Annotated in this window: 20 protein-coding genes, 1 rRNA gene, 3 pseudogenes and 1 riboswitch; of the genes and pseudogenes, 12 read left to right on the plus strand and 12 right to left on the minus strand. The window is 42.5% G+C overall.

What is annotated here, in order from left to right:
* On the minus strand, window positions 1-1,215 hold the full coding sequence (locus tag FTU87_RS02845) for an alkane 1-monooxygenase (RefSeq protein WP_180096649.1): 1,215 nt from the start codon (window positions 1,213-1,215) through the stop codon (window positions 1-3).
* A 188-nt stretch (window positions 1,216-1,403) separates the two neighbouring features.
* On the opposite strand from FTU87_RS02845, the gene FTU87_RS02850 reads away from it, so the two are divergent.
* Window positions 1,404-2,354: an AraC family transcriptional regulator gene (locus tag FTU87_RS02850; protein WP_100328572.1), complete on the plus strand. Its 951-nt coding sequence runs from the start codon at window positions 1,404-1,406 to the stop codon at window positions 2,352-2,354.
* Here FTU87_RS02850 and lpxB read toward each other — a convergent pair.
* Complete coding sequence (gene lpxB, locus FTU87_RS02855; RefSeq protein ID WP_180096650.1) at window positions 2,343-3,515, minus strand: lipid-A-disaccharide synthase; 1,173 nt, start codon at window positions 3,513-3,515, stop codon at window positions 2,343-2,345. The genes FTU87_RS02850 and lpxB overlap by 12 nt on opposite strands.
* 389 nt (window positions 3,516-3,904) lie before the next feature.
* Between lpxB and FTU87_RS02860 the strand changes: the two genes are divergently transcribed.
* The 3 genes from FTU87_RS02860 to FTU87_RS02870 all read left to right on the plus strand — a co-directional run bounded on the left by FTU87_RS02860 (window position 3,905) and on the right by FTU87_RS02870 (window position 6,602).
* Window positions 3,905-4,795 (plus strand): sulfite exporter TauE/SafE family protein, encoded by an 891-nt coding sequence (locus FTU87_RS02860; protein WP_005097034.1) that lies wholly within the window; start codon window positions 3,905-3,907, stop codon window positions 4,793-4,795.
* Between the two features lie 127 nt (window positions 4,796-4,922).
* Window positions 4,923-6,014, plus strand: coding sequence for a 3-deoxy-7-phosphoheptulonate synthase (locus tag FTU87_RS02865; protein WP_180096651.1), 1,092 nt, complete (start codon window positions 4,923-4,925; stop codon window positions 6,012-6,014).
* 63 nt (window positions 6,015-6,077) lie between these two features.
* Window positions 6,078-6,602, plus strand: coding sequence for a protein tyrosine phosphatase family protein (locus tag FTU87_RS02870; protein ID WP_100535153.1), 525 nt, complete (start codon window positions 6,078-6,080; stop codon window positions 6,600-6,602).
* A 2-nt stretch (window positions 6,603-6,604) separates the two neighbouring features.
* Here the strand turns inward: FTU87_RS02870 and ispF are convergent, their stop codons facing one another.
* Window positions 6,605-7,093, minus strand: a complete 489-nt coding sequence (gene ispF, locus FTU87_RS02875) for a 2-C-methyl-D-erythritol 2,4-cyclodiphosphate synthase (protein ID WP_005170695.1) — start codon at window positions 7,091-7,093, stop codon at window positions 6,605-6,607.
* A gap of 100 nt (window positions 7,094-7,193) precedes the next feature.
* Between ispF and FTU87_RS02880 the strand changes: the two genes are divergently transcribed.
* Window positions 7,194-7,847: a hypothetical protein gene (locus FTU87_RS02880; protein WP_005097039.1), complete on the plus strand. Its 654-nt coding sequence runs from the start codon at window positions 7,194-7,196 to the stop codon at window positions 7,845-7,847.
* Window positions 7,848-7,931: 84 nt separating this feature from the next.
* Here the strand turns inward: FTU87_RS02880 and FTU87_RS02885 are convergent, their stop codons facing one another.
* The 6 genes from FTU87_RS02885 to FTU87_RS02910 all read right to left on the minus strand — a co-directional run bounded on the left by FTU87_RS02885 (window position 7,932) and on the right by FTU87_RS02910 (window position 14,062).
* Complete coding sequence (locus tag FTU87_RS02885; protein WP_074382721.1) at window positions 7,932-9,176, minus strand: D-amino acid dehydrogenase; 1,245 nt, start codon at window positions 9,174-9,176, stop codon at window positions 7,932-7,934.
* A gap of 135 nt (window positions 9,177-9,311) precedes the next feature.
* Window positions 9,312-9,399: riboswitch (glycine riboswitch) on the minus strand.
* Window positions 9,400-9,729: 330 nt separating this feature from the next.
* Window positions 9,730-10,638: an AEC family transporter gene (locus tag FTU87_RS02890; RefSeq protein WP_180072756.1), complete on the minus strand. Its 909-nt coding sequence runs from the start codon at window positions 10,636-10,638 to the stop codon at window positions 9,730-9,732.
* Window positions 10,639-10,765: 127 nt separating this feature from the next.
* Complete coding sequence (locus tag FTU87_RS02895; protein ID WP_074382719.1) at window positions 10,766-11,284, minus strand: GNAT family N-acetyltransferase; 519 nt, start codon at window positions 11,282-11,284, stop codon at window positions 10,766-10,768.
* 68 nt (window positions 11,285-11,352) lie between these two features.
* Window positions 11,353-12,447: a chorismate synthase gene (gene aroC / locus FTU87_RS02900; protein ID WP_074382718.1), complete on the minus strand. Its 1,095-nt coding sequence runs from the start codon at window positions 12,445-12,447 to the stop codon at window positions 11,353-11,355.
* A 13-nt stretch (window positions 12,448-12,460) separates the two neighbouring features.
* Window positions 12,461-13,471, minus strand: coding sequence for a 50S ribosomal protein L3 N(5)-glutamine methyltransferase (prmB, locus tag FTU87_RS02905; RefSeq protein ID WP_034609000.1), 1,011 nt, complete (start codon window positions 13,469-13,471; stop codon window positions 12,461-12,463).
* A gap of 204 nt (window positions 13,472-13,675) precedes the next feature.
* The gene (locus FTU87_RS02910) at window positions 13,676-14,062 is read right to left on the minus strand and encodes a hypothetical protein (RefSeq protein WP_005097047.1); all 387 of its coding nucleotides are present in this window, start codon (window positions 14,060-14,062) and stop codon (window positions 13,676-13,678) included.
* A 199-nt stretch (window positions 14,063-14,261) separates the two neighbouring features.
* Here FTU87_RS02910 and FTU87_RS02915 point away from each other — a divergent pair, with 199 nt between their 5' ends.
* The 6 genes from FTU87_RS02915 to FTU87_RS02940 all read left to right on the plus strand — a co-directional run bounded on the left by FTU87_RS02915 (window position 14,262) and on the right by FTU87_RS02940 (window position 20,229).
* Window positions 14,262-14,570 carry a hypothetical protein gene (locus FTU87_RS02915; RefSeq protein ID WP_005097049.1) on the plus strand — a complete coding sequence of 103 codons (309 nt, stop codon included), beginning with the start codon at window positions 14,262-14,264 and terminating at the stop codon, window positions 14,568-14,570.
* A gap of 160 nt (window positions 14,571-14,730) precedes the next feature.
* Entirely contained in the window at window positions 14,731-16,104 is a 1,374-nt protein-coding gene (locus FTU87_RS02920) for an AarF/ABC1/UbiB kinase family protein (protein WP_180096652.1), read from the plus strand.
* Between the two features lie 239 nt (window positions 16,105-16,343).
* Entirely contained in the window at window positions 16,344-17,639 is a 1,296-nt protein-coding gene (locus tag FTU87_RS02925; protein ID WP_180096653.1) for an acyl-CoA dehydrogenase family protein, read from the plus strand.
* Between the two features lie 22 nt (window positions 17,640-17,661).
* Window positions 17,662-18,861 (plus strand): acyl-CoA dehydrogenase family protein, encoded by a 1,200-nt coding sequence (locus FTU87_RS02930; protein WP_005097053.1) that lies wholly within the window; start codon window positions 17,662-17,664, stop codon window positions 18,859-18,861.
* 89 nt (window positions 18,862-18,950) lie between these two features.
* Window positions 18,951-19,439 carry a GNAT family N-acetyltransferase gene (locus FTU87_RS02935; RefSeq protein ID WP_034608493.1) on the plus strand — a complete coding sequence of 163 codons (489 nt, stop codon included), beginning with the start codon at window positions 18,951-18,953 and terminating at the stop codon, window positions 19,437-19,439.
* 211 nt (window positions 19,440-19,650) lie between these two features.
* Window positions 19,651-20,229, plus strand: coding sequence for a transglycosylase SLT domain-containing protein (locus FTU87_RS02940; protein WP_180096654.1), 579 nt, complete (start codon window positions 19,651-19,653; stop codon window positions 20,227-20,229).
* 88 nt (window positions 20,230-20,317) lie between these two features.
* On the opposite strand, the pseudogene FTU87_RS02945 reads toward FTU87_RS02940, so the two are convergent.
* Window positions 20,318-21,258, minus strand: a pseudogene (locus FTU87_RS02945) (IS5 family transposase).
* Between the two features lie 52 nt (window positions 21,259-21,310).
* On the opposite strand from FTU87_RS02945, the pseudogene FTU87_RS15275 reads away from it, so the two are divergent.
* A pseudogene (locus FTU87_RS15275) lies at window positions 21,311-21,418 on the plus strand (roadblock/LC7 domain-containing protein); the annotation flags it as partial.
* Window positions 21,419-21,466: 48 nt separating this feature from the next.
* On the opposite strand, the pseudogene FTU87_RS15280 reads toward FTU87_RS15275, so the two are convergent.
* A pseudogene (locus tag FTU87_RS15280) lies at window positions 21,467-21,562 on the minus strand (IS5/IS1182 family transposase); the annotation flags it as partial.
* A gap of 798 nt (window positions 21,563-22,360) precedes the next feature.
* Window positions 22,361-22,468: ribosomal RNA gene (gene rrf, locus FTU87_RS02955) — 5S ribosomal RNA — on the minus strand; the annotation flags it as partial.

Raw genomic sequence — 22,468 nt, forward strand, 5'->3', positions numbered from 1 at the left:
TTAAGCTGCAGAGTCTTTTACACCAATTTTTTTTAAAAGCTTGGCACGCTTGGAAGGCAAGATATTGGCCTTGCTTAAATCGCCCTGATAATGCTGATAGACTCGCTGATCCATGATTTTGTACCATAAAGGTGGAATCAGGGCTGGAATCAACATGGTCGCATAACCGCTCGGTAATTCTGGCGCTTCATCAAAATGCCGTAGCGCCTGAAATGGCCGGCTTGGAAAGGCATGATGATCGGAATGGCGTTGTAACTGATACAAAAACAGATTGGTCACGATATTGTTGTTATTCCAGCTATGTTCCGGCAAGGTTCGCTCATAACTGCCATCCGCTTTCTGTCCGCGTTTTAGTCCGTAGTGCTCGATATAATTCACAATCTCAAACAGGCTGACGCCATAAAATGCCTGTGTCAGTGTATAAGGAATAATTTTCTTGCCATACGCCTTTAGCATCAAGGCATGATAGCCGGCACTCATGGCCCAACCATGAAACAGTTCATTTTCCTGACTAAAGAATTTCAGTCCCTTACGCTCGAGCCGTCTTTTTTCAATCTGGATTGCAGATTTTAATCCGCCTATTACGGTACGTGGCCAGAAGCGGTAAAAAGATTCACCCATTTTCGAAGATGCCGGATCTTCAGGCGTGGCTACCCGTTTATGGTGTCCATAAGGATGTTCAATCCGGAAATGGTTATAGCCCAAAGGCATCAGGCTGGCATGAGACCAGTAATGGTCTTTTTTCTGCGGACGATGGCTGAGTTCATGTGCGGTATTTACGCCCACACCATTAATCGCACCCATAGAAATTCCAAGCAGTACCTGATCCAGCAAAGACACATTTGGTCGGCTTACGACATAGCCAGCAAAGGCATTGGCTGCCATTTGCAAGGGAATAAATGCTTTTACAATGCGGTCATAATAAGGATCGTTAACCAGTGCCTTGATCTGCTCATCATTTGGATTATTGGCATCATCGCCAATCAGGGCATCTAATGTCGGAATAATCACATGCAGTAATAAAGGCCCGCCCATCGCAAAGATTTTTTGAGTGGCTTTGGGACCAAAATGATAACCGGCCAGAATTCCCATTCCGATCACAGGCAGACCTGGGCTGAGCAACCAGCCAAAACGTTTTTTATCCAGCTTTACACCTTTTGGTGCGTACGCTTCCTGCGTAAACTGCGCTTTCTGGATTTGTGCAGGGGCATTCATTGCGACCTTCCTTTTTTATGTTACTCTGCACTTATAGTTGAATATTTCAGCAGTAGCGAACAGTATTCAACGTCCAGAAAAGCTATGTCAGCGTCTTTGGCACATGCTGCCAAATTCTGGCCTAAAATCACAAAGTTAAAAAATTTATAGTCAATTAAATGAAATAAAACAGAAGAATAGAGTTAGGCATGGATGCTTTAAGTAAAATTTTTGATGATATTCATCTGGAAAAATCAGAATATCTTTATCTGAATGTGTTTCATCCGGGCGGCTTTGACTATCAGCATGAACCCTTTATGTTGGCCTATATCCTATTACAAGGACAGGCGCAATTAAAGTTCATGAATGGTGATCTGCTCGAGCTACAACAAGGTGATCTGGTGCTATTACCCGCTGGTTCCGCCCATCATGTTTCCTGCCCAGACAATGCCGATTTTTCTGAGCACCATGCGATTAATCCTTATTTTCAGAGCAATGCACAGCAATGTGTTGATCTCAATCGGGAAAATTCGGCGGAGCATAGTTTCATACTGGCTATTCGTTCCAGCCTGGATATGCAGATGGCAAAGCCTCTGCTAAGTGCCTTACCTAAATACCTGCATATTCAGCATATTCTGGGCGACACCGCACCGGAATGGTTACAGGTCGGTTTACAGTTTCTGGCGCTGGAAACCCAGCAGATGCGGCCGGGACGTGACAAGATTCTGGATCATCTGGTCAGTATTTTACTGATTGAATGTGTGCGAGATTATATTTTAAATCTGGAAAATTCCTCGAGCTGGCTGAATGCGCTCTCGCATCCGGAACTGTCCAATGCACTCGCTGCAATTCATGGCAAACCTGAGCAGTTCTGGACCGTAGAAAGTCTGGCTGAGCAATGTCATATGTCACGTTCCAAATTTGCCCAGCTCTTTACCCAGATTGTCGGTGAGCCGCCACTGGCTTATTTGCAACAGCATCGCCTTCGGCTGGCGGCACAATATTTGCGAAATAGCGGATTTAGCATTCAGCAGATCGCACATGGCGTTGGTTATTCATCCGAGACGGCCTTCAGTCAAAGTTTTAAAAAACAGTTTGAACAGACGCCCACCCAGTACCGGCTGAATTGTCAGAACAATAATGTCAAATTACTGGATTAGCGCGAGCACGGCTTTGACCGGGTCTTCGCTATTACCAGACAATAGCTGCTTATGCATGGTGATATGCTGCATCACCTGAATTTGTGCAGTTTCAATATTCATCAGTTTTTCAATTTCAGCCGCCAGCTTTTCAGGCGTAGCATCGGCTTGAATCAGCTCCTGAATGACTTTTTTGCCGGCAATGATATTTGGTAGCGAATAATAAGGAATTTTGATGAGAAATTTCACCACATGATAAGTCAACCAATTCAGTTTATAGAAAGTCACCATCGGACGATGTAATAACATCGCTTCCAATGTCGCAGTACCTGACGCCAGCGCAATAATATTGGAGGCATTCATGACCTGACGGCCGATTTTTGACTCGGTACCGCTGTTTTCCATTAAGCGGATTTGAACCTTTAGACTTTCAGGATAAGTCGCCAGCAAGCGTTCTATCTGTTGCTTGCGCGCCTCATTAATTGCCGGAATCAGGAAAGTATAGTCCGGATATTTCTGATGCAGAATCTTGGCTGCATCCAGAACCAAAGGCCCCAAACGTTCAATCTCACCGCGGCGACTTCCCGGTAATAGTGCAATATGCTTCTGATTCGGATCAAGATTCAGTTCTTGTTTAGCATCGATAATCGGATTTTCAAGCGGCAACTGACTGGCCAGAGGATGACCAACAAAAGCGGCTGGCACATCCCATTTTTTAAAGAAGGTTTTTTCGAATGGGAATAAACACAGCACAAGATCAATGTTGGCCTTAATACCATGCACACGTCCCTGACGCCATGCCCAGACGGAAGGACTGACATATTGCACGGTCTTCATCGGCAACTGTTTTTGTTTAATGGTTTTCGACAGGCGCAGGTTAAAATCAGGTGCATCTATACCAATAAAAATATCGACAGGGTTTTTAGTCCAAGTTTCGACCAGCCCATCACGTACAGCAAAGAGTTTTTTAATATCCTTGAGAACTTCAACAATGCCCATCACCGATAAAACATCCATCGGATAATAGCTTTTAAAGCCTTCTGCGATCATTTGTGGACCACCGATGCCTTCAAATTCGGCATCAATCCCTTGCTCACGAAAACGGCGAATCAACTTTGCGCCAAGCGTATCTCCAGAGACCTCACCGACCACGATTCCAATTTTTAGTTTTCGATTTAGCAAGTGAGTTCCCTCTCAGATCCGTATTGAACTGTATTTAATCGTAATTCTAACATAAAGCTGGGTTTATGCCTGAATAAGCAGTGAGCATCTTATATTTTAAGAAAGGTATGCTTTAGAATTACTTAGCCGACGTCTGATCTTCCCTGATGATTTTTTCTATTGAAGTGGTTTTCCTGATTCATCTTCATTTTCAGGCAGATCAAAGTGTCCTTTAAAATAAGTGACCGGTCTTTCACGTTATTTTCTATAGAGAGGATGAACATGAAACTTCATTTAATTTTAAGCCCAGTGCTTTATCTTTTTTATGCATAAGTAAATCAATAATCAAGACAACGACTTATATCCAAAAGTCATAAGATATCCACGTTTTTTGATTTTGGCATATATGCATGTTTGGTCCGATTGAGTTTATTTTAGCAGGTGTGTTGGTAGGTTTTTGTGTTGGAGTAACCGGTGTCGGTGGTGGCTCATTGATGACACCCATTCTGATCAGCCTATTCCGGATTGAACCCCACATTGCAATTGGTACGGATCTGCTCTATGCCGCGATTTCAAAATTCTGCGGTTCTTTTGTGCATGCCAAAAAAATGAATATTGTCTGGCCAATTGTGATCTGGCTGGCAGTAGGCAGTATTCCAGCATCTTTTGCCACGCATTGGGTACTCGACAACTATTTAAGCCAATCGACACATTACAAGGCCGTCCTGACCATGGTATTGGGCTTTATGCTGACCATTACCGGCTTGTCTATTCTGTTTCGCACCCAGATCGAAAATCTTTTCAACAAATACCGAAAACAAGAACTGCCAGATATGACGCAGGATCTGGAAAAAGTAAAACTGCAAGCCAAGGAAAAGCGCATCGCCATCATGATTATGGGCGTTATCTTGGGTATTTTTGTCACCTTATCTTCAGTCGGTGCAGGTGCATTTGGCATCATGGCTTTAGTGGTGATGTTTCCGAATCTGCCGATGATTCGTATCATTGGCTCAGACGTGGTGCATGCGGTGTTACTGACGCTGGTTGCAGGCTTGGGGCATATGTCATCAGGCAATGTCGATTTCATGCTGCTCATGTGGTTATTGGTGGGTTCTATTCCAGCGATTATTGTCGGCACTTTACTCAGTTCACGGATGCCAGAAAAACTGATTCGCAAAATTTTAGGCATTACCTTATTTGGGCTCGGCCTGAATTTCATGCTTAACCCTGTAAAATCAAAACCGGCTCAACCTGCCGAAACAGCGATGGTAGTCATGAGCCAGAATTCCCAGTCCGTTTAATTTAACTATGCGATTCATCACTTTTTTTTCAAAGAAGTATTCATCTTTTTTATAACAAAGTGACGCATCATTCATGTTATATTCGGGCTATTAAACAACCTTTTGTATGATCGAACCAGTGACGGCAATGAATACACAACAGTCAAATCCCATTTCAGCATCAGATATTGATGACGTGAATATCCACAGCATGATTCCTTTGGTAACCCCTGCTGAGCTTAAAGCAGAATTACCTTTGACTGAAACTGCTTATCAAACCGTACTGCATGGTCGTGAAACGATTCGTAAAATCCTGGATGGTGAAGACAAACGCCTGTTCGTTGTCATCGGCCCCTGTTCTATTCATGATCCTGCGGCTGCCCACGAATATGCTGAACGCTTAAAAGCGTTAAGCGAAAAAGTTAAAGACAGCTTATACATCGTGATGCGGGTTTATTTTGAAAAACCACGTACCACAGTGGGCTGGAAAGGCCTGATCAACGATCCGGATATGAACGACTCGTTCAATATCGAAAAAGGTCTGCGTATCGGTCGCAAGCTGTTGCTTGAACTGAATGAAATGGGGCTGCCATGTGCCACAGAAGCACTTGATCCGAACTCGCCGCAATATTACCAAGACCTGATTTCATGGTCAGCCATCGGTGCACGTACTACCGAGAGCCAAACCCACCGTGAAATGTCTTCAGGCCTTTCGTCACCGGTCGGTTTTAAAAATGGGACTGATGGCGGTTTGACTGTTGCCACCAATGCGATGCAATCAGTGAGACATGGTCATAGCTTCCTGGGTCTAAATGATCAAGGTCAGGTCGCTGTGATCCGTACTTCAGGCAACCCGTATGCCCACGTGGTACTGCGTGGCGGTAATGGCAAGCCTAACTATGATGCCGGCTCGGTCGCAGATGCGGAAGCCGCATTAGCCAAGGCCAAAGTCAGCACCAAAATCATGATTGATGCCAGCCATGCCAACTCAAACAAAGACCCGTACCTGCAACCGCTTGTACTCAAAAATATTTCCGAACAAATTCTTGATGGAAACAAGTCAATTGTTGGTATTATGGTAGAAAGTCATCTTAAAGGCGGTCGTCAGGACATTCCTACGAACCTTTGTGATATGGAGTATGGCCAATCAGTCACTGATGGCTGTATCGACTGGGAAACGACTGAAAAAGTCTTACTCGACATGCATGAGGCATTAAAAGATACTTTAGCTAATCGTTAAATGATCTGACAAACGCCATCGCCAAGATGGCGTTTGCATTTCTGAACAAGGAAATTTTATCTGATGAATGATATTGAAACAGCATTAAGCCAGATTGATAATTTTCAGTTTATACATGACCATTTATTTACATCCGGTCAACCGACAACTGAGCAGCTGCAGCTGATTAAAGAATACGGTGTGTCTACGGTCATCAATGTAGCATTAACAGATAACGACCAATATCTGCCACATGAAGATAAAATTTGCCTTGAGCTGGGCCTGAACTATATCCAGTTACCGATTTCATGGGAAACCCCTTCAGACAATCAATGTTTACTGGTACTCGAGCTGATCAATCACCTGATTAAGGAACAGATGGTCTGGGTACACTGTTCACAAAACTATCATGTCAGCTGTCTCATGTATTTATATCGTCAATACTATATGGACGTGGATCTTCCTACGGCGCATGAACATTTGCATCAAATCTGGGAACCGAATGAAACCTGGACAGGTCTCATGCATGCAGTTGCCCTACAGCTGCAAGGCCGTAAAGCAACCCAGGAACTGGAACGATCCCTGATTAATCCAAATTATTTTGTCTGAGCCTATTTATTATGGCTCAACAGCACGGTTGCCATAGATAAAATACCTTCCTGACGACCGGTAAAACCGAGCTGCTCAGTGGTAGTGGCTTTAATACTGATTTGAGTGACATCGACATTGAGCACATCCGCGATACTTTGACGCATGGCCAGATTGTGTTTCGCCAGTTTTGGACGTTCACAGGCGACGGTAATATCAGCATTGTTCAGCTGATAGCCACGATCCAGAATTAACTGATAAACCTGCTTCAACAATACCCGGCTATCCGCACCTTTAAAATCCGGATCGGTATCCGGAAAATGCTGGCCAATATCTCCAAGTGCCAACGCGCCCAACAATGCATCACAGAGTGCATGCAGAATCACATCACCATCCGAATGTGCTTTCAGACCGTGCGTATGCGGAATTTGAATGCCGGCCAAAGTGACAAACTCACCCTCTTCAAATGCGTGCACATCCAGACCCTGACCAATACGAATTTGTGCGATCACCTTATACATCCTTTAGAAATAGCCCATTGAAATCTTGTACACTTGCTTTCTATTTCGCTATAGTTAGACCAAGCGTAACACAGTGAAAGTATAAGCGATCATGCTACTGAAAACTGATATAAATATGTTGAAAATAATTGGCCTGATGCTCGGCCTGGGGATGATATCTGCGGGTAGTTCAGCGAACCCACTCGACTGTAACAACGACAGCAAAAAAACAGCGGCCATGAATAAAGTCTGCTCAGTAGCGCTGTCCGAAGCTCGGGAAAAACTCGCTGACCAATACTTGACCGCTTTTTTAATTACTGATGCCCCCGTTCGCTTATTGCAAGACACCCAACAGTTATGGGCAAATCGGTTACAGCAATGCAAAACGCTGGACTGTTTTAAACAGCAGTTTGAATGGCGCCTCGATGATTTAAATATCTATATTTCACTGAATCAAAGCCTAACTCAGCATTATATTAAGTTCGAGCAGGGACAAATGGCCAAACAGCCTGTGCATATCAAGATTCATCAACTGACTAAAGACCGTATCAAGATTGAAGGTCTGGCCTATCGCAATCCCAATAACCGGGCCGAAACGCAGACTGTTCCATTTTTAGCCTATACCACGCCTGCAGCAAAAGAACAGATCATGGATAATGAAAATGACTGCCGCTATGAGTTTAACTATAGTAAAGCGATTCTAGCCGTCAACACTCAGCAAAAAGGTTGTGAACGTTTTACTGGGGTTTATCGCTTATATGATTGATTCAATTTAAAAAATATTAAAAACTTAACCTTATATAAAATGAGAAATTTGATGTAAAAAATAGCCCGCATGCGGGCCATCAATTTAAGCAGGATAGTATTGAGCAATTTCCTTGCTAATCAGTGCAGCCGTTGCAGCCGACAAGGTCCAGCCCAGATGACCATGGCCGGTATTATAAAATACCCGCTCATGTTTACCACGGCGCACCACAGGCATCATATTTGGCATCATCGGGCGTAAGCCAGCCCAAGGTACGACATGCTCGGTACACAGATCAAAGTTACGATTGCTCCAGTCAATCAGTGGTTGAATCCGGTCTGCACGAATATCCCGGTTATAGCCATTAAACTCGGCGGTTCCTGCGACTCGTAAACGATCCTTACCCAGACGTGACAAGACAATTTTGGCACTTTCATCGAGCAAGCTGACCCATGGTGCATTGTTTTGGCTCTGTTCATCATTCAGCTGCACGGTAATTGAATAACCTTTGACCGGATAAACATTGACTCGTTCCTCTAAAATCTCGGCCAATTGATAACTGCCCACACCCGCACACACCACAATGGCATCTGCATTAATTTCCAGAATGTCATCTGTAGAATGATGTACATTTTCAGTACTGGGTTTGCATTTCACCCGAATATGTTGAGCCTGATGATCGACGGCAAAGACATCTTGGCCAAATTCAAATTTCACGCCTTTTTGCATGCAGGCTTTGGCCAGTCCTGTACTGAATTTATGAATATCTCCGGTCGCATCGCTCTGGCAGTAAAATCCGGCATAGTAATCGCCTGTTAATGCAGGTTCGATCTGCTTGATTTCCGCATTGGAAATGGCATTGCGCTCCAGTCCGCCGCTACACAACAGGTCATTGACCTTGATCGCGACATCGTAATCCGTCTTGTTATGATAAAAATGTAAAATGCCGCGTTTTTCCAGATCAAAATCAATCTGTTCTGTTTGGGCAATTTCATACAAACGTGCTCTGGCCAATAAAGCCAAACGTACAGTCTCTCGGGTATTGGCTTCATAATGTTTGATATTTCCCAAAAATTCCATGAGCCAACTATATTTATGCACACTAAAAGAAGGATTGAGCAAAAGTGGTGCAGTTTTTTGAGACATCCATTTGATACCTTTGAGTACCGTAGCTTTCTGGTTCCATACTTCGGCATTGCAGGCTGAAAGCTGGCCGCCATTGGCAAAAGAAGTTTCCATGGCCGGATAGAGATGTCGATCTATCACAGTCACCTGATAGCCTGCCAAAGCAAGCTCATACGCTGTGGTTACCCCAGTAATACCCGCCCCAATCACCACGACATGACGCATAGACACCTCCTTGATTATATTGATGTCTTTTCCCATCTGTCATGTGTACCTGAGAGCTTCGGTCGCTGCATTGCACATCAATGCGAGCACCTTCCCCTTCGGTGAGTGATTGAACACTTCTCTCCAGAGTTTTTATCCATTATCACAGTCCTTTTGCCTGAGAGTTTCCTGGGAACTTGCTCCTTCGGCGAATGCAGAAGCATTTCTCTCCTGCAATAATGTTTTATTATCATGAGCAATTTATATACCATTTTATTCAATAAGACAGTTTTTATTTATGTGAGTTCACGTGAATCAATTTGTAATTACTGTTCCGAATTAAACTGAGTTATTGCTGCTGACTGATATTGCCCATCTACCAAATTTTTAGATTTCACTTTTGCTCTATTCAGCGAGATACAACAGATTCTAAACTTTATAAGATTTTAGGATTGATTTGATTTTGGCGCTTAAATAGAACCTTTATTGCTTAGGCTATTTTAATGGTTCAAAGCATAGAGAGTTTAAATTCAGGATTTAGTTCTTATATCATCTATTTGAGAATCAAGGAATTTTAAATAATCCAGGAAAGTACCAATATTAAGCTTCCCGCCGCTACGACGGTTTGTACACTAATAATGCTCGCCATTAACTGGCTATCGCCGCCATATACCCGGGTTAACACATAAGACGCTGAGGCGGTAGGTAAGGCAAAGAACAATACCAATACTTGCGTGGTGAATGCATCAATCTGGAAAATTTTACAGACTAAAAATGCAATCAGCGGCATTCCAAACAGGCGACCAAAGGTCATCAGACTGAGTGGCAATACATCTCGCTGAAAGCCCTGAAACTTTAAGGCTGCTCCTACACACATCAGACCGAGTGGCAAACTGCATAGTGCAATCTGTTTAAGAAATTGCTCTGCTCCGGCCCAGAGTGCCAAACCGGAAAGATTAAACACACCACCCACAATACAGCCTAAAATTAATGGATTTTTAGATAAATCCAGAATGATTTTTTTCAGCTGCATATCGTGACTGCGGGTAAATGCCAGCACCGACAAGATATTCACCAAAGGAATACACAACACCATGATCACAGCGAAGATGGTCATGCCCTGCTGATGAAATAAGCTACTGACCGCAGCAAGTCCGATATAGGTATTGAAGCGCAACAAACCCTGAACATAGACGCCAAAACGCGCATAAGATATCTGGTACATATGGCGCAACATATACAGTGCGATACTGACCACGATCATGATACTAAATACCACCAGTACCACATCCTGAATCACATTCATCTGAATCTTGGCAGTGGCCAGATTTAAAAATAACATCACTGGAAACAGTGCATAATAATTTAACTTTTCTGCACCGCGCCAAAAGTCTTCACTCAACCATTGCCCATGCTTAAGCAGATAGCCAAAGCTGATCAAGCCAATAAGAGGAAATAAAGAAGTTAAAATAATTTGCAGCATGTGCCATCCTGGTCTGTTTCCCGTCTATTTTTCAATACCCTTTAGACGGTGCACAAAAACTAGCATATTTAGTGGCTGTTTCACCAATTAATTTAAGAAGTAAAATGCTTGAATTTTCATCAACTCATTATATTGATCTGATCATTTTTTCTAAAATCAGTAAATGTAACGGAATCAAAGGCTCTCCGACATTTTGATCTAGTGGATATGCTTCAATTTTTTCAGTCAATAGATAGCCACGGCGCTGATAATAAGCAATCAATTCTGTACGGACATTCAATACTGACATTCGAATCACTTTCTTCTGATACGTATCAATAATATAAAACTCGGCAAAATCTAGTAACTGCTTTCCATAACCCGAGTTTTGTTGGTCTGGATCAATGGCAAAACTTCCAATTTCGATAGAGTCATCGAATTCAGTCAGCCCAATACAGCCAATGATCTGATCATGATTCTCTAATACAAAAAGCTTAACATTAGTCTGTGCCAAGAGAATCATTACCTGATCACAATTAATCCGTTGACCAGCAACCATCTTATGTTCATGTGTCCAGCCACGATTGGAACGATAAGCTGTATTGATCAATACAACAATGTTCTGGATATCTGTAGTTTTTGCCAAGCGAATATTGTTATTTTTCATTATATAAATATAAAAAAAGCCAGACCGAAGTCCGACTCTAATCGTATCCGCTTCAGATGAAAAGCGAATTATTTTGGTTCAATCGGCTCAAAAGGCGTAACTACATCGGCATTTTGCGCACGATGACGCATAAAGTGATCCATTAGCACAATCGCCAGCATCGCTTCTGCAATTGGTGTCGCACGCACGCCCACGCAAGGATCATGACGGCCTTTGGTCAACACGTCTGTATCTTCACGATCGATATTAATGGTTTTACCCGGAGTAGTGATTGAAGCCGTTGGTTTCAGTGCAATCGCGACACGAATGTCCTGACCACTAGAAATACCGCCTAAAATACCACCGGCATGGTTTGCCAGAAAACCGTCTGTTGTTAACTCATCACGTGTTTCATGACCAAATTGCTCAGCGACGCTAAAACCATCGCCAATTTCAACGCCTTTGACCGCGTTAATCGACATCATGGCATGCGCAATATCTGCATCTAAACGATCGAAGACCGGTTCACCCCAACCCACAGGTACTTTAGACGCAATAATTTCAAGTTTTGCACCGCAGCTGGTGCCTTGTTCACGTAGTGAAGTCACGAGCGCTTCAAAACGTGGCACGGCATCAGCATCACCACAGAAGAATGGATTATTTGGCACTTCATTCCAGTCCAGTTTTTCTGCTTTTTCAGTACCAATTTGTGTGACATGGCCACGAATTTCAATGCCAAATTTCTCTAACAGGAATTTCTTGGCAATGGCACCCGCTGCCACACGCATCGCTGTTTCACGCGCGCTTGAGCGGCCACCACCACGATAATCACGGAAACCGTACTTCTGGGTATAGGTATAGTCTGCATGACCCGGACGGAAAGTTTGCGCGATATTGCCATAATCTTTCGATTTCTGATCCGTATTACGAATCAAGAGCCCGATCGATGTTCCAGTGGTTTTACCCTCAAACACACCAGAAATAATTTCTACTTCATCCGGCTCTTTACGCTGGGTGGCAAATTTCGATGTACCCGGCTTACGACGGTCCAAATCTTTTTGCAAATCGGCTTCACACAGCTCAATACCCGGTGGAACCCCATCAACGATGGCCATCAGGCCCACACCGTGAGATTCACCACAAGTCGTCACACGGAACAGTTGCCCTATACTATTACCTGCCATGTCACACGACTCCTTATGCTTGAATAGACTGAATGAATAAATCGCGGTAAGTACGGCATTGCTGTGCAGTGAGTGCAAAGATACCTGAACCACCTTTCTGGAATTGTAACCAGTAGAAATCGACTGAATTGAAGTTCTGTTTCATCGCCCATTCCGAGTTACCGACTTCAATGACAATAAGACCGTCTTCAGTCAGGTAATCTGCAGCTTGTGCCAACATTTTACGTACAAGGTCCAAACCATCCTGACCCGCAGCCAATGCCATTTCAGGTTCGTGATGGAACTCATCGGGAAGATCAGCCATATCTTCTGCATCCACATATGGTGGGTTCGATACGATTAAATCATATTGATTTTCAGCAGGAATTTTTTCAAACAGGTCAGACTCAAGCAAGGCCACATTAAACTGTTGGTTATGATGTTCACAGTTAATTTGTGCTACTTCTAAAGCATCCTTAGATAAATCAGTGGCATCGACTTCGGCTTCCGGAAAAGCATAAGCCAGAGCAATCGCGATACAACCTGAACCTGTACACATATCTAAAATACGGCGAGGCATTTTTGGATCTGGATTTTCAGGTAGATTGTTTACCCCTTCACGCGCCTGATAATTTTCATCCAGACAGTAAGGTGCAAAACGATTTTGAATCAGTTCAGCAATCGGTGAACGTGGAATCAGTACACGCTCATCCACGTAATAAGGTTTATCGTCAAAGTAGGCTAAATTCAATAAATATGAAGTTGGCATACGCTCATTGATACGGCGCTCCAACAATCCTAAAAATTCAGCTTTTTCACTTGGGAGTAATTTTGCCTCGAGAATTTCAGCATCCGCTTTCCATTCCAATGACATACTTTGTAATACCAATGCTGAACTTTCAGCAAAATAATCTTCTGTACCTTGGCCTAAGTGCGCATCATATTGACGTAATGCTGTCACACCAAAGCGGATAAAATCACGAATTGTGCTTAGGTTTTCAGCGGCTTCCTGAATATGTTCAGGGCTAATAGTCGGTCGATCCACGTAGGGCGTCTCCAAGGTCATTTTTTTAAACGCCTTATGATACCTTGTTTTGCCTGCTTTTATAATGCTAAAAGTATGAAAAACACGAATTCTCTAGGCTCATAAAAATGATAAAATTCGTGTTTTTTTACCCAATCCTCAACCTGTCATTCTAGTTTTTTCAGAGCAAGTTCAGACAATTCAAACTATGCCTCATGTGGTGATTTATCGTGAACCTGGTGCATAGGAGCGGGATTGATAAAGATTTGCCTGATCCATAATCAAGGCCAGCATACATTGACCTTGTTGCTGTTTGGCATATTTTCCAGACACTCTTAAATTACATTGCTGCGACAGTTTACGTTCCCAAAGCACATGCTGACTGCGGATGGCCGCGGTCTGATTCGGATTCAGCTTTAGATAATTTTTATAGCTTTTCTTCAGACGTTTGTTGTGTAGTTTCAGCTCTTTCTTTAGGCATTTCTCTGCTTTAGCGGTATTACCATAACTAAAGTTCATACACTGCGAATATTCCTTGGAATATCCTACAGCAGCCTGAGTCTGAACTGCACTACCCGCAAAAACTGCAACCAAAAACCATGCAAGACGCATAAAATCCCCTTTACCTAAACTGGTATAATTCCAATAAATGTTTAACAATCAATATTGTTTAAATTATCCATGAATATTAACGCAGTCCTTGCAATAATCCTATGTATTTCTCCGGCAGCAAATTAAACAGTTGTGCAATTGAAAACTAGCCTATCACCCACATATAATCCGAATTAAATCTTCAAACGAGCCCGGTCCTATGAGCTATAAGCACAATAATCTTATGGCGATGCGCCAAAATTACTGGAATGACCAGGTTTCCGGTCAGGTGCAGCAAGAAAAAGTATTTTTGCAGTCAACTTTAATCCAGCATGGTGTATTTAGCAGTGCCACACTGGACGATGCCAAATATCTGTTTTTTGGTTTGCCAAGTATTGTGATTGTAAAAGGCTATGCTTTGGGCTTTATGCACGACAGTGTCCAGCACCTGATTCATCAACATATTCAAACAAATAAACAACAGTTACAACAACGATCTGAATTAAAAATCCAATTTCAAATGGCATAATGCCCTGTCTAAACTGATACAGGCTGGTGAATAAATGAAAGCTTGCCTAGCTTTTACTATGAATTCAGCGGCTTAAACTTTTTTAATACGTGCAGAAGCGCTAATATCCCCTACAATGATTTATTCTGCTTCATGCTGATGATGAAAGGATTGAGTTTACATGTCAGATCAGAACGATAAGCTTAAACAACTGAAAACCTCCTCTATGGATCGACGCTTATCGATCGCAAAGGCATCCTTGCTGGCAGGCACGCGTTGGGCGGCTTCCAGTGCAGGCTCCATATTTTCGAGTGAAGAAGAAAAAGAAAAGAAACGTAAAAAGGCCATGAAAGAGCAGGCGGATTATCTGGTTGCAGAAATTGGTAAGCTCAAAGGTTCAATCGTTAAAATCGGCCAGATGATGGCGCTGTATGGCGAACACTTTTTGCCAGAAGAAGTCACACAGGCTTTAAATACGCTCAACAACCAGACCGTGGCACTGGCTTGGCCAGCGATCAAGACACAATTACAGCAGCAGCTCGGTGCAAAGCTGAATGATCTCACCATTGATCATGAGCCTTTGGGCACTGCATCTTTAGCCCAAGTCCATCGCGCCACCCGCAAATCTGATGGCATGGAACTGGTCTTAAAAATTCAGTATCCCGGTGTGGCAGAAGCCATTGATTCAGATATGAGCCTATTTAAAAACATGCTCAAACTGACGCGTCTGGTGCCGCAAACCCGCGAGTTCGACCAGTGGTTCGATGAAGTCCGTGAGATGATGCATCGTGAAGTGGACTATCAGATTGAAGCAGATACCACACGGCGTTTTGCGGCACGTTTAAAAGACGATCCGCGCTATATCGTGCCGATGATTATTGATGAGTATTGCTCTGATCGCGTGCTGTGCATGACTTTCGAACGCGGTGTGCCGATCAATAGCCCAGTAATGTTGTCTCTGCCACAAGAACGCCGCAACCAGTTGGGTGAAGCATCGTTAGAAATTGCCGTACGTGAAATTTTTGAATGGGGTGAAATGCAGACCGATCCGAACTTTGGGAATTATCTGGTTCGTCTGGGCAATGGCGAAGATATTCCTGACAAGATTGTCCTGCTCGACTTTGGTGCCATCCGTCAGTTTGACCAGCATTTGCTCAGCGTCGCGCGCAATCTGATTCAGGCCGGTTATCATCACGACTCAGACATGATGGTCAAAGCCATGACCGGTTATGAGTTTTTTGATTCAATTCCGCAAAGCATCAAGCCGGATATGGCCAAGGTCTTTTTACTGGCCACTGAGGCTTTTAGCTCACCGTTGAATAATCAGGAGCTGCCAGCTAATGTGATGGATCAACATAATCGTTATGACTGGAAAAAAAGCCAATTGCATAGCCGTGTCATGCAACAGGCTTCAAGATCTATGGCTTCACGTTATTTCAGTGTTCCACCCAAGGAATTTATGTTTATTAGCCGTAAATTCATCGGTGCATATACCTTTATGACCGTGATTGATGCCAAAACCAATATGCGTGCCATGATCAAAAATCACCTTTGATACCCCAATAGACGCTACATAGAAACCCGGATGATTTTGTCATCCGGGTCAATTTTTATTCAAAAATAATTTTCTCTCTTCTTGTTTTTAATTATATTTTCATAAACTTAGCTTACCATTTGTTAACTTTTAATAACTTAAAAATTGTCAATCATTCATGTCAGCGATGACATGGTTTTTTCTTGGCGTGCATGTCAGCATGAATAAAATAACGTGACAACACCCATAGGATAATCAAAATGAATAATATGGTGAACAAAGCTCAAGGATTTGGCTTGTCCATGCTGACCAAAATTGCGGGTAGTGAAATATTAGATCAATTAAAGCTGCGTAAATTTATAGAAAAATTCCTGTATCAAAGTTCCAAAGCAGGATTTAAAACCCTGAGTCAAACCCAGAAAATCCTGAAATCTGGCCAGAACATTCAAAAACAGCGTCTCCCCCCTCAATCTAAAGCACTGTTTGATCTAAACCTGTCTGCAGAACAGCAACTGACCTGCGATGCGATGCAGAAATTTGCTCAAGAGGTACTTTATCCATTGGCGCATGCTGCCGATCAGCATGAAATATTTCCGCATGAACTGTGGCAATATAGCACCGATCTCGGCCTGAATTTCTATGCCTTGCCTGAAGCGTTAGGGGGTGTCGCCTCCGAACAGAATATTGTCAGTAATATTTTAATTGCGCAACATTTGGCTCGGGGAGATTTCAGTTTGACTGCCGGTTTACTGTCTAGCTTTAGTGTGATCAATGCCATTACCCGCTGGGGTTCAGAGCAGATTCAGGCAAAATATCTTGGTGCTTTCGCAGAAAATCCAGAGCTGAAAGCAAGCTTTGCGGTACAGGAAGAAACCGCCGCATTTAATCCGTATCAACTAAAAACTCAAGCGATTGCTCATCAGGCGCATTATCTGATTAGTGGTGAAAAGACCTTGGTCATGCTCGGAGAAAATGCGGATCTTTATCTGGTCAGTGCCGATCTAGACGGAACACCTGAGGTCTTTGTGGTACAACGTGACCATAGCATTACTGCAAAAAAATCCCCTGCCATGGGTCTAAAAGCAACTGAAAGCGTCACACTTCAATTTAAAAATACACCAGCGCAGCGTTTGGGTGATGATGATTTTGATTATCATACTTTCGTTGATTTAGGCAATTTGATGTGGGGTGCTATGGCCGTCGGTACTTGTGAGGCCATGAAAAAATACTGCATACAATATGCCAATGAACGGACTGCCTTTGGCGAGCCCATTTCCCATCGTCAGAGTGTCGCTTTTATGATTGCCGATATGGCGATTGAAATTGATGCCATGCAGATGCTGATTTTCAATGCTGCCAGTCTGGCTGAATCCGGCCAACCTTTTCATCGTGAAGCTTATCTGGCACGTTTACTCTGCGCAGAAAAATCCATGAAAATCGGTACAGATGGCGTGCAGATTTTGGGTGGTCATGGCTTTACAAAAGAACACCCGGTCGAACGATGGTATCGAGACCTCAGAGCCACTGCGATTGTTCATTCTGGCCTACATGCCTGATCGGAGAATAAAGAGAACTATCATGAATCTACAAAATCCAAAAAAATTCAGACTCCTGATTGATCAAGCGCATGAAGTTGCACTCAATGTACTCCGCCCTATTTCGCGTAAATATGATAAGGCTGAACACACTTATCCTAAAGAGCTGGATATGCTGGCCTCCATCGTAGATGGTATGAACCAAGGCAGTGAAGGTATGAATGCGGGCGCAGCAGTGAATAAACGGGGCGAGACCGACAGCAGCAATAAAAATGGTATTAATATGTCTACTGCCCTGAGTATTATTGAAATGTGCTATGGCGATACGGGTTTATTGCTGTCTATGCCACGTCAAGGTTTAGGAAATTCAGCCATTGCAGCGGTGGCAAATGAAGAACAGCGACAACGTTTTCATGGGACTTGGGCAGCCATGGCGATTACCGAACCAGGTTTCGGCTCAGATTCCGCTGCAATTCGCACCACTGCGACCAAAGATGGTGATGACTATATTTTAAATGGTGAGAAGATTTTTGTGACCTCTGGGGAACGTGCCGATGCGGTTGTGGTCTGGGCAACATTAGATAAAAAACTGGGACGATCGGCAATTAAATCATTTGTGGTGACCAAAGGTACGCCCGGAATGAAGGTTGAACGACTGGAACATAAGTTAGGAATTAAAGCTTCGGATACTGCCACGATTCGCCTGATCAATTGTCGAGTACCTGCGGCAAACTTGCTCGGTCATGCAGAAATCGATGTTGCCAAGGGCTTTGCCGGTGTAATGGAAACCTTTGATAATACCCGGCCATTGGTCGCTGCCATGGCAATTGGCTGTGCCAAAGCCTCGCTGGAACGTATCAAGGAAATTTTTAAGGATCAACTGGATTCCAGTTATGTCACGCCCTATTTACAAAGCTCCAATATCGCTGCACAAATCTATCGTATGGAAGCAGAATGGGAAGCTGCGCGCTTGCTGATGCTCAAAGCGGCGTGGATGGCAGATAATCATAAACCGAATTCACGTGAAGCATCTATTGCAAAGGCCAAAGCTGGACGTATGGGGAATGAAATCACCTTAAAATGTGTAGAATTGGCAGCTGCGGTAGGCTATAACGAAACTGAACTGTTAGAAAAATGGGCACGTGATTCCAAGATTCTGGATATTTTTGAAGGTACCCAGCAGATTCAGCAACTGATTATCGCTCGACGCGAACTGGGTAAATCTTCGAGTGAGCTAAAATAAAACTTTATCGAAGAAAAATTGAAGGAAAAAGATGGATTTTTTAAAGTTTTCGGACTATAAAAATTCCATCTTCTTTTATGTCATGTGCTATGTATTCTATTCGTCCCCTTCAGCCTCAAGATAATGCTCAAATTGCCAAGATTATTCGTGACGTTTCCATGGAGTTTGGTCTGGCAGCGGAGTCCGGTTTCGCTGTAGGTGATTCAATTCTGGATCACCTGTATGACGTATATCAACAGCCAAATTCTGCCTATTGGGTCATTGTTGATGAACAGGATCAGGTTTATGGCGGTGGTGGTATTGCTCCACTACAAGGTGACCACAATATTCTAGAAATACAGAAAATGTATTTTCTACCAGCCATTCGTAGATATGGCTTTGCAAAACAGATTTTGAATTTGGCCTTTGATTTTGCCCGACAACATAAATTTGAACGGATTTATCTCGAAACTACCAAAAATCTTTGGCAAGCGGTGAAGCTGTACGAGAACTTAGGTTTTGAGCATCTGGATCGGCCTGAAGGCGACACTGGCCATAGTCAAGCCTGTGAAGTCTGGATGCTTAAAAACCTAGCCTAATCGATGTCGATCCTCATCTTATCCATAACGCCAAGAAAAGCCTTAAATAAATATCTATTCCAACCGGCTTTTCTTTGATCATCTCTTCATAAATCATCCATGATTCAAGTAGATCTACTTTGACTTTGTAAACAAATCATATAATTTCTTGACGATTTTTATACATCTTCCTAAGATCAGTTTAATTTTAAAAATACATGGAAGCTGAAAGTTGTTAGGCAAATTTTCTGTTAGAAAAAACTTATTATTACCAGTATTCAATAGCACAATTTTTAAAATTGGGCTGCTTGGTCTAAGTACCGTGTTTTTTAGTGCCTGTTCTTCTCTTAGCGGCAATTCTTTAGAAAAACGTTCTGCTCAACTGTCTAAAGGAATTCAGACAGCCTACGGTGTTCCAGCAACCACCGCAACTCGCGTTTCACCTTTGATTATTCAGAATGCAGAAAAAAATCGTCTGGATCCATTACTTGTAGCAGCCGTAATTCGTCAGGAGTCAACTTATCGTAGCCAAGTGGCTTCACATGCTGGAGCTGTTGGCCTCATGCAAATTATGCCAAGATATTGGCAAGCGACTTGTGGTGATGATTTATATAATGAAGCTATAAATATTTCATGTGGTAGCCATATTCTTTCTCGTTATCATGAATCCAGTGGCAGCTTAGAAAAAGCACTGGGCTATTATAATGTAGGTCCGACTGCCTATGAGAAAAACCGTAAAATGCGTAAGCAAGGCAAACGTTATGCACAACAAGTGAAACAGCATAAAAAAGATCTGAAGAATGTAATTTAATTTATCTTTAACATAATGCTTGAATCAGTTTAAAACGGCTTTGTTGCATAAAGGTTTGAAAGGCTGAGTTCCCTTAAGCTACTCAAATTTAAGAGACAACTTGGGTATGAGGGCGACCTAATTCTGTGAATTTATTCAAGACTGCCATGCGTGCATGAACTTCATTGACCTGACTTTGAAAATGTCTTGCCGTCAGCTTATCTCCTAATAATTTGATGCAATGCATCTTGGTTTCAACCAAACTTCGACGGTGATAACCAGACCATTTTTTCCATAGGGTTCTGCCTAAATGCTTAACCGTTTGAAGTAACTCATTTCGTTCTATTGAACTGATTTTAGAATCTTTCCAGGGCTTGGCATTCTTCCTGGGTGGAATTACTGCATGTGCTTGACGATCTGAAATCACTTGTCTGCAGCACTTCGTGTCGTACGCCCCATCGGTATAGACAGAATCTATTCGCTCATTTGGTGGGATTTGATCCAGTAAATCACCTAGTACTTGTGAATCACTGACATTATTTGTCGTAAGCTGAACGGCACGTATTTGAAGTGTTTCAGCATCTATACCAATATGCAGTTTACGCCATTGCCGACGGTATTCAGGCTGATGTTTCTTACGCTTCCATTCACCTTCACCTAAAAATTTTAAACCCGTAGAGTCTACGAGTAGGTGTAACCCATCACGACTTTTCTGATAGCTTATCGCAATATCAATATGCTTTTGTCGTCTACAGAGGGTGGAGTACGAATATCACTGATATTCGGGGCTGCTCAGCCACAGAGTTTAATCAGGCTTTGAGCAAAGCCAGTGACCATACGTAAAGAAAGACGGAATAGAGATTTGATCATTAAACAGCATTGAATCGCTGTATCGGAATAAGTTTGATTTCGTCCGTGCTTGCCTTGTGGTTGTGCATACCATTGGGTCTTAGGATCAAACCAGATTGAAATATTTCCTCGCTTGATTAAAGCTTGGTTATACGAGGACCAATTGGTTGTACGGTAAGTTTTAGGTGCAGGCTTCTTCATCTGGAAATTATATTGCTAAAGAAGCCCTCAAGAATAGCTTTGTGCAACAAAGCCAATGCTTATAGTCATTCTTTCTTCCAAAGAAGTTTTACTGGGTCAGCTACTGTACGCAACCAAAAAAGCTAGCACTGATATTGCAGCATATAAAATTAAAATTTAGGTTTTAAATGCTATATCCTATTTATATTTATGAAACTATGATCTGTCATCAATTAAGCCAAATTATTGTTAAGGCAAGATAAATTGCTGACAAAAAGTTTTGAACTAATTTATCATAACGTATGGTAATAATACGATACTGCTTGAGCTTGGCAAAAAAAGTTCCCGATCAAATATCGTGCTTTATAAAGATATCGGTTTATAATCACCTTGACTCATAGCGTTATTTTTAGAGGGTATCACGCCTTAAGCATTAATTTTATGGATTGGAACAATTATTCGATCTTTAGACTTTTAGGGGTTACCTATGGGCTAAGTTTGACTGAATAATAAGTCCAGCAATATATCAGCAACATTTAAATCATGAACTTGCCCAGCAACAGTAAGATAAAATTTTATTGGATTGCCTAAGACATCATTATGAGCACGCATTTTGGTGCTTAAGTTATCTTTCCTCCGTCCGATCGCCTGATTTCTTCCCCAGCGCTGTGTTGATGAGCACAATGGTGGAGTCGAACATGGCTATTCATTGTCACTGTCATGTGACAGCACTTCAAAGACTCTCTGCCACACACCTGCTTTAGGCCAACGACTAAAACGAATATCCACGACGCTGAAATCACCAAATGTTATGAAAAGACTCACTCGCTAATGAATATCTGAACGATACCGAACTGCTCTCAGCAAATAATCAGTTATCTTTATCAATTACTCTAACAATTTCTATTCTAATATCTAAATCATGCCAGTAACACCTAAGAAAGTTGTCACAGGATTTATTAAATAAAGACCTAGCACTTAGTCCTATTCTAACTATCTTAATAGCTAAACTTGAACATATCTCAATCATTTTTTGAAAAGCTTGAGATTTAAATAATAACTTGATTATTTTAAATACACAAAAAAACACCCCCTGCTCATGCAGGGGGTGTTTCGAATAATGAGCTGGCGATGACTTACTCTCACATGGGTAACCCCACACTACCATCAGCGCAAAGAGGTTTCACTTCTGAGTTCGGGAAGGGATCAGGTGGTTCACTCTTGCTATTGT

The sequence above is a fragment of the Acinetobacter sp. YH12156 genome (assembly GCF_013418235.1).
Classification (GTDB): domain Bacteria; phylum Pseudomonadota; class Gammaproteobacteria; order Pseudomonadales; family Moraxellaceae; genus Acinetobacter; species Acinetobacter pseudolwoffii.

Excerpts from the sequence above, each read along its gene's own strand:
- FTU87_RS02860 (WP_005097034.1), top strand. The coding sequence starts at position 3,905 with ATGTTTGGTCCGATTGAGTTTATTTTAGCAGGTGTGTTGGTAGGTTTT.
- FTU87_RS02935 (WP_034608493.1), top strand. The coding sequence starts at position 18,951 with ATGTATTCTATTCGTCCCCTTCAGCCTCAAGATAATGCTCAAATTGCC.
- FTU87_RS02925 (WP_180096653.1), top strand. The coding sequence starts at position 16,344 with ATGAATAATATGGTGAACAAAGCTCAAGGATTTGGCTTGTCCATGCTG.
- aroC (WP_074382718.1), bottom strand. The coding sequence starts at position 12,447 with ATGGCAGGTAATAGTATAGGGCAACTGTTCCGTGTGACGACTTGTGGT.
- FTU87_RS02895 (WP_074382719.1), bottom strand. The coding sequence starts at position 11,284 with ATGAAAAATAACAATATTCGCTTGGCAAAAACTACAGATATCCAGAAC.
- FTU87_RS02870 (WP_100535153.1), top strand. The coding sequence starts at position 6,078 with ATGAATGATATTGAAACAGCATTAAGCCAGATTGATAATTTTCAGTTT.
- FTU87_RS02880 (WP_005097039.1), top strand. The coding sequence starts at position 7,194 with ATGCTACTGAAAACTGATATAAATATGTTGAAAATAATTGGCCTGATG.
- FTU87_RS02920 (WP_180096652.1), top strand. The coding sequence starts at position 14,731 with ATGTCAGATCAGAACGATAAGCTTAAACAACTGAAAACCTCCTCTATG.
- FTU87_RS02845 (WP_180096649.1), bottom strand. The coding sequence starts at position 1,215 with ATGAATGCCCCTGCACAAATCCAGAAAGCGCAGTTTACGCAGGAAGCG.
- FTU87_RS02885 (WP_074382721.1), bottom strand. The coding sequence starts at position 9,176 with ATGCGTCATGTCGTGGTGATTGGGGCGGGTATTACTGGGGTAACCACA.
- FTU87_RS02890 (WP_180072756.1), bottom strand. The coding sequence starts at position 10,638 with ATGCTGCAAATTATTTTAACTTCTTTATTTCCTCTTATTGGCTTGATC.
- FTU87_RS02865 (WP_180096651.1), top strand. The coding sequence starts at position 4,923 with ATGAATACACAACAGTCAAATCCCATTTCAGCATCAGATATTGATGAC.
- FTU87_RS02910 (WP_005097047.1), bottom strand. The coding sequence starts at position 14,062 with ATGCGTCTTGCATGGTTTTTGGTTGCAGTTTTTGCGGGTAGTGCAGTT.
- FTU87_RS02930 (WP_005097053.1), top strand. The coding sequence starts at position 17,662 with ATGAATCTACAAAATCCAAAAAAATTCAGACTCCTGATTGATCAAGCG.
- FTU87_RS02915 (WP_005097049.1), top strand. The coding sequence starts at position 14,262 with ATGAGCTATAAGCACAATAATCTTATGGCGATGCGCCAAAATTACTGG.
- FTU87_RS02850 (WP_100328572.1), top strand. The coding sequence starts at position 1,404 with ATGGATGCTTTAAGTAAAATTTTTGATGATATTCATCTGGAAAAATCA.